This is a genomic window from Chitinophaga terrae (ex Kim and Jung 2007), from assembly GCF_900107795.1.
GTDB classification, from domain to species: domain Bacteria; phylum Bacteroidota; class Bacteroidia; order Chitinophagales; family Chitinophagaceae; genus Chitinophaga; species Chitinophaga terrae.
The window spans coordinates 123,096-129,095 of sequence record NZ_FNRL01000018.1 but is presented as its reverse complement, the minus strand read 5'-3'; the positions used below and the strand labels follow the sequence as shown (position 1 = coordinate 129,095).

Genomic DNA, 6,000 nt, shown 5'->3' with positions numbered 1-6,000 from the left:
CATCGAATTTTTATATATCCAGCCCGGAAAGCCCACGCAGAACGGTTTCGTGGAAAGATTGAACGGTACTTACCGTGATAATGTGTTGGACTGCTACCTGTTTGACACATTGGACGAAGTGAGGGAAGTTACCTGGCAATGGATGGATGATTATAACAATCACAGGCCACATGACAGTCTTGGAAATATGCCACCAACAGAATATGCTGCTCTATCCAATTTTGAAAGCGATAAACAGGCGTGTTAGGGTATTTAGGTTTAGGTTAATTTGAAGAGAATTTTGTAAAATTACACAGTCTTAATTTCGGGAAGCCGACATCCGGATGGTGTGTATGTTAAGATGACCTGCTACACAGCGGATTACACCGGAGCATTAAAGGCATGTTCCGAAATAGAAAGTTTCGAATGGTTAAAGTATGCTGATAAAGACAAAATCTCTGCGGTTGATAAATTGATCTTTGACTTTTTGAAAGACCGCGACCTGATAGATTAACAGGTCTCCTGTAATCTCCCGGTTGAAAATGGCCTCTCTTATGGTATCTACTGTACCGTATAATCCTTTGTGTCCACTTCCGACAACCTGAAATATCCATAAGCGAAGTTTTCGATCTCGTGGACAAAGTTTCTGCATACCCTTGATGAAAATACTGAGAAGTCGATCAGTATACTTCAACATGAGTTAATAACTAGAAGCAGGCTGTTACACGAGAAGTCTGAAGCGTTCGCAAAGGACAACAATTACCGTAGTTGGGTCAAATGGAATGATGGTATGGCAGCGGCATTTAATGAATGGAAAAGCCTATTTTGAAACCCTCTGTTATTAGTGAAGCGTTGTAATTCCACAGCAGGCAGTAAGCCATCGGCATAAAAATATTGTCTTGACAAATAATGTCAAATATATACAAATTAAATAACGAAAAATTTAACTTTCAGAGTCAATTGTAAAAATAGAGAACTGAGGAGGGCAACTTTCTAATGCTAAATGAACGGTGAAGGTATTAGCTCCAGAAGAACCCAACCACACCAAGAGTGAAATAATGGACCTGTTGGCTGGTCAGGTATTCTCCATGAGCGCCATAACGCTGTACCTTGAACCGCAGGACTGTCTGGAGATCAGGTGAGGGGTATTTCAGCCAATCTTTACAGATTCAGGTTATTTCCGCCAATTTTCGTAAATCAAACATGAAAAGGTTCGAGTTTTGTACCATAGGTATCACTGGAAGAATATCAAAGGAAATTAAAGCCGCTTGAATCGTTGGATTTACGCGGCTTTTCTGTTTTTATGATAAAAAGATAAATCATAAAAAACGAATCAGAACAGATACAAAAAAGGATACAGTAAAAAATTCTAAGTTTACTGTATCCTTTTTTCTGGTAGATGCTTATCCGTAAAGGGTTTTAGGAAACCAAACCGATACAAAAAGAACCAAACAAAATTGCAAAATCAGCACCTAAAACAACTGGACTATGAAAGTAAGTCAAGTCGAAGTGCAGAGTTTCACCTTATCAATGAGATACTTCTAAGGGAGGGAGAGTTATCCAAATGTAAATTTTCAGAAACAATAGTTATCTGGTGATTTTCATTTGACTATTTTGGTAAAATATGGATATAGGCAACTCTGTGAAAGCTAAGTAATAGTGCATAGTTTTCCCTTTGTCAATAAAACCGTATATTCAGGTAAAGGAAAACCATGGGAAAACCAATTAATCGTGTTGTTAATATTCAGATTTGAGTGTTGACCTTTTCAGATTTATCACCAATGTTTGAGTCCATTTGTCGTGCCACGGATAACTTGGGTTACCCAACGCACTTAGCACTTCAAACGGCACAGACCTGGCGATACCCCTTAAAAATAACGTTTGGGCAGATGGCACTGTCCCCTCCTCTGTCGTCACTGCAGTACCGGTGATGAATTTCCCGAATGACCTGCCTTTCATAAGCATTTCCAATACTCCCATGTATAAACCATACATAACAAGGCTAATTAACCTATCGAGCAGCCTATTCTCCTCAAGATAAACAGCAAACTCCATCATCGTAGAAGAAAGTGATACTATAACCGTCCAGAAAGAAAATAAGAACACATAAAACCCCAGCAGGTCTATGAGGTAATTGGCCAACCGTTTGCCAGAAGAAGCCTGCACAAGGTCTACCTCTTCTTCAAAGATTGATTTTTCGATTGATTCCATAGGGATAAAAATTTACTTGACGCAAAAATAAGAAAAAGCTTTAACCCTGCCTCTTCCGGGATAATCCTGATATACTTGTAAAAATCCCGTAGGCTTTTATGACCGCTAATCTTCATAATCAATTCTACGGGAGCACCGGCTAAGAATTCCTTTGTACCAAATGACTGACGGCAGGTATGGGTGGTAATGGCATGCATCGGTCGTTTAGATAAATAAGAACAAACGATCGTATAGAATATTAAATGTATATACGGTTGATATTTTTTTGCAAAATAAAGCTAAAAGGGCCACTTGAAAACTATATTACCCGCTGTGCTAAGTATACCGCCTTTTTTTATCTTAAAATGAGGCAAAAGAAAAAACTCGGCTGCTGAAAATGCCGCTATGCCCCGCCCGCTGGATGGCCCAGAGGAACATATCCGTTATAAAGACATGCAGGCTTATCAAATGGCGGTTTATGTTGCCGCATACCTCCAAGTGAGTTAAATAATAAAAAGCGAACAAAACCGGTATCTTATTTTATACCTTGAAAAAAACAACCCGGCAGCTACATCGTTAAATGTCTGCCGGGTTAATTATTTGCAATAATAAATTTCTTCTGTGGTTTGGTCATTCCAATAACTTGATCTATACTTGTGCTGGTAAAGCTTATCGCTTTATTTCTCATCTACAGCTTTTTCTTGTTAAAAAATTACCTAACTACTGGTATTAGTGACTGGTTGAAAAAAGATAAAACAACAGTAATTACTCGATAAGTCTATCATCCAAACAAACTACCACATATGAACAAAAACTATGTACAGTATGGCATGATCATCAGCCTGATAATAGTTGTATTATCTGTTCTCTTTTACATACTGAACCTCAATCAGGAAAAATGGACCCAATGGATTGGCCTTGCCATCATGTTTGTCGGCATTATCATTACCTGTCTCAATTACTCGAAGATCAACGAGGGTAATGTAACGTTTGGCAACGTTTTTATGAGCGGGTTTAAAGCCACGTTGATCATTACAGTGGTTACCATTATTTTCTCCGTTATCATGCTGCTCATATTTCCAGACATACAGGAAAAAGCTCTTGAGGTATCCCGGATAGAAATGGAAAAGAAAGGTGTTCCGCAAGAACAGATCGAACAAGGCATTAATTTTACCCAAAAATTCTTCATGGTGTTCGTGGTCGTGGGAGGCATTGTCTTTAATTTATTCTTCGGGGCGATAGCGTCGCTGATAGGTGCGGCAGTTGCGCAAAAGAAACCGCAAAGTCAGCATTCCCAAGTATAACAGCTATTAACGTCAACGAATCTTTTAGCGTATATTCTGTATCGGCAACACGACAGGAGTTATATGATTAGCAATAATTACTGCATTTCTCCCCTATAAAGCATTTCATCCACTTTCTTAAATACCTCCGGACTATGTCTCCTAACTTTGATCTTTACATACTTCGACGCCGGCATATTACTCTCCTTTACCACGTTATTTACCGACACAAGCACATTGGTTTCCGGGAAATAGGTAACAGTATTTTTTTCAGGGACAGGATAGGCGACAATAACAAATAAAGGAGCAACCCGTTCAATGCCATCGTCGTAGTTGAAGAGATCTACTTTGTCGCCTGCTTTGAAGCCGGCTTTATCGATGTCGTGCTGGTTCATAAATATTACGCGCCGCTCATTGTGTACGCCCCTATAGCGATCGTCCAGGCCATAAATGGTAGTGTTAAACTGGTCGTGGGTACGGGTTGTAGCCATCATGTATTCGTCATCTTCCAGCCGGTTGTCTGGCAGTTCCGTCATTGTAAAGGGTGCACGATAATCGTACTGCGCTGCAAACCGCTGCTCATCGCGCGCTGCATTGGGGAGGTAAAAGCCGCCTTTTTCCCGAATACGTTTATTGTAGTTTTCAAAACCAGGGATACATTGTTCAATATCGTCTCTTATTGCATCGTAGCTATCGTGATAGCGCTGCCAGTTCACGACCGCACGGCCACCTAAAGTAGCCATAGCCATCCGGCAAACGATCCGGGCTTCATTAATAAGCTTGTCGGATACCGGGTCCAGCACTCCCTTTGAATGCTGCACTACGCCCATTGAGTTCTCAGTAGATATCATTTGCACTTCCCCGTTTACAATATCTTTATCGCTTCGTCCGTAGGTAGGAAGAATAAGCGCTTCTTTTCCGTGAACCAGGTGGCCCCGGTTTAGTTTTGTAGAAACGCATACCAGCAAATTGAGCCTGCGTAAGGCATTGGCGGTATAGGTTGTATCCGGCGTCGCCGAGAGGAAGTTGCCGCCCATACAGAAAAGCACTTTTACCTTCTCTTCGTGCATGGCTTTAATAGCTCTTACAACATCATACCCATGCTTGCGCGGCATTTTGAAACCATAAAATTTTTCGAGGCGGTCTAACTGTTCATCCGTTGGTTTTTCATCGATCAGCATGGTCCGGTTGCCTTGTACATTGCTATGTCCTCTTACCGGGCATACGCCGCCACCCGGGATGCCCATGCTTCCCTTCAATAGTAAAATGTTCAGGATCTCCCGGATCATGTCCACTCCATTCGGCTGTTGGGTAAGGCCCATGCCCCAGCAGACAATGATACGCTTTTTGGAGGCCAGTATCTGCGCCGCTTCAACAATAGCGGCAGGGGTAATTCCTGCTTCTGTTGCGAGGGTATTAAGATCGTACTTTTCGAATTGCTTCACAAACTCCTCATAGCCTACTGTCTTCTCCCTGATAAAATCCTGGTTCAATATTTCGCCCGGCGACTTCTTCTCAAATTCAAGCAACAATAGTTCGATGGCTTTTAAAAGCGCCATATCCCCGTTTATTTTGACAGGCAGATAAAGGTCCGCTAGTCTTTCTCCATCCCCCAAAACGCCTGATACGGCCTGCGGATTGCGGAAACCCATTAATCCCGCTTCCGGTAAAGGATTGATGGCAATGATCTTAGCTCCATTTTTCTTTCCCTTTGCGAGGGCGCTCATCATTCTTGGGGCATTGGTACCCGGATTTTGCCCTATGATCACGATTACATCTGTATCATAAAAATCTTCCAGCTTCACCGTTCCCTTACCGATGCCAATGGTAGGGCGCAGGGCCGAGCCGGACGTTTCATGGCACATATTGGAACAGTCGGGCATATTGTTGGTACCAAACTCTTTTGCAAAAAGCTGGTACACGAAGGACGCTTCATTGCTGGTTCTGCCGGATGTATAGAATGCTGCTTCGTCCGGGGACGCCAGCGCGTTCAGATGCGCTGCAATTTTCTCAAACGCCTGCTCCCAGCTGACAGGCTGGTAATGTGTGGCGCCTGCCGGCAGGTACATAGGTTCGGTGAGCCTTCCCAGTTTGCCGATCTGGTAGTCATCTAATTTTGCAAGATCAACGACCGAATTTTTTTTGAAGAATTCTGCGGTGAGTTTTTTTGTGGTAGCTTCTTCAGCCAACGCCTTTGCCCCGTTCTCGCAGTATTCGGCTATAGGGGAGCGCTCGTCGTCAGGGTCTGGCCATGCGCAGCTGGGGCAGTCGAAACCCTTAAACTGGTTCATTTTCAGTAAGGCAAAATTTCCCCTGAAAAATGTTTTCTCTTCTACAAGATCTTTCATGGCAGCCATTACAGCAGGTACGCCTGCGGCCCATGTTTTTGGAGGGGTGACCCGGAGATCCAGGAGTTTAAAAGGATTTTCGGCATCGGGTTCGTTTCCCGGAAATTGTCTCGCCGTTTTTGGAAGCTGGTTGCCCTGATCTTGCATAAAATAAATTTATTGACAATCCAAAATGCTGATCTTCATTTGACCGGGGTATT

At 42.6% G+C, this 6,000-nt stretch carries 5 protein-coding genes; 3 read left to right on the top strand and 2 right to left on the bottom strand.

Features of this window, described 5'->3' with window-relative positions:
- Together BLV62_RS18630 and BLV62_RS28815 are read left to right on the top strand one after the other, a co-directional pair.
- A partial coding sequence (locus BLV62_RS18630; RefSeq protein ID WP_139170266.1) for an integrase core domain-containing protein occupies positions 1-247 on the top strand: 247 nt, incomplete at its 5' end.
- A 742-nt stretch (positions 248-989) separates the two neighbouring features.
- On the top strand, positions 990-1,121 hold the full coding sequence (locus BLV62_RS28815) for a hypothetical protein (RefSeq protein WP_258522437.1): 132 nt from the start codon (positions 990-992) through the stop codon (positions 1,119-1,121).
- A gap of 595 nt (positions 1,122-1,716) precedes the next feature.
- Here BLV62_RS28815 and BLV62_RS18625 read toward each other — a convergent pair.
- The gene (locus BLV62_RS18625; RefSeq protein WP_089763471.1) at positions 1,717-2,190 is read right to left on the bottom strand and encodes an RDD family protein; all 474 of its coding nucleotides are present in this window, start codon (positions 2,188-2,190) and stop codon (positions 1,717-1,719) included.
- Between the two features lie 782 nt (positions 2,191-2,972).
- Between BLV62_RS18625 and BLV62_RS18615 the strand changes: the two genes are divergently transcribed.
- Positions 2,973-3,473: a DUF4199 domain-containing protein gene (locus tag BLV62_RS18615; protein WP_089763469.1), complete on the top strand. Its 501-nt coding sequence runs from the start codon at positions 2,973-2,975 to the stop codon at positions 3,471-3,473.
- Positions 3,474-3,550: 77 nt separating this feature from the next.
- Here BLV62_RS18615 and BLV62_RS18610 read toward each other — a convergent pair whose 3' ends face one another.
- Complete coding sequence (locus BLV62_RS18610) at positions 3,551-5,947, bottom strand: FdhF/YdeP family oxidoreductase (RefSeq protein WP_089763468.1); 2,397 nt, start codon at positions 5,945-5,947, stop codon at positions 3,551-3,553.
- Between the last annotated feature and the right edge of the window lie 53 nt (positions 5,948-6,000).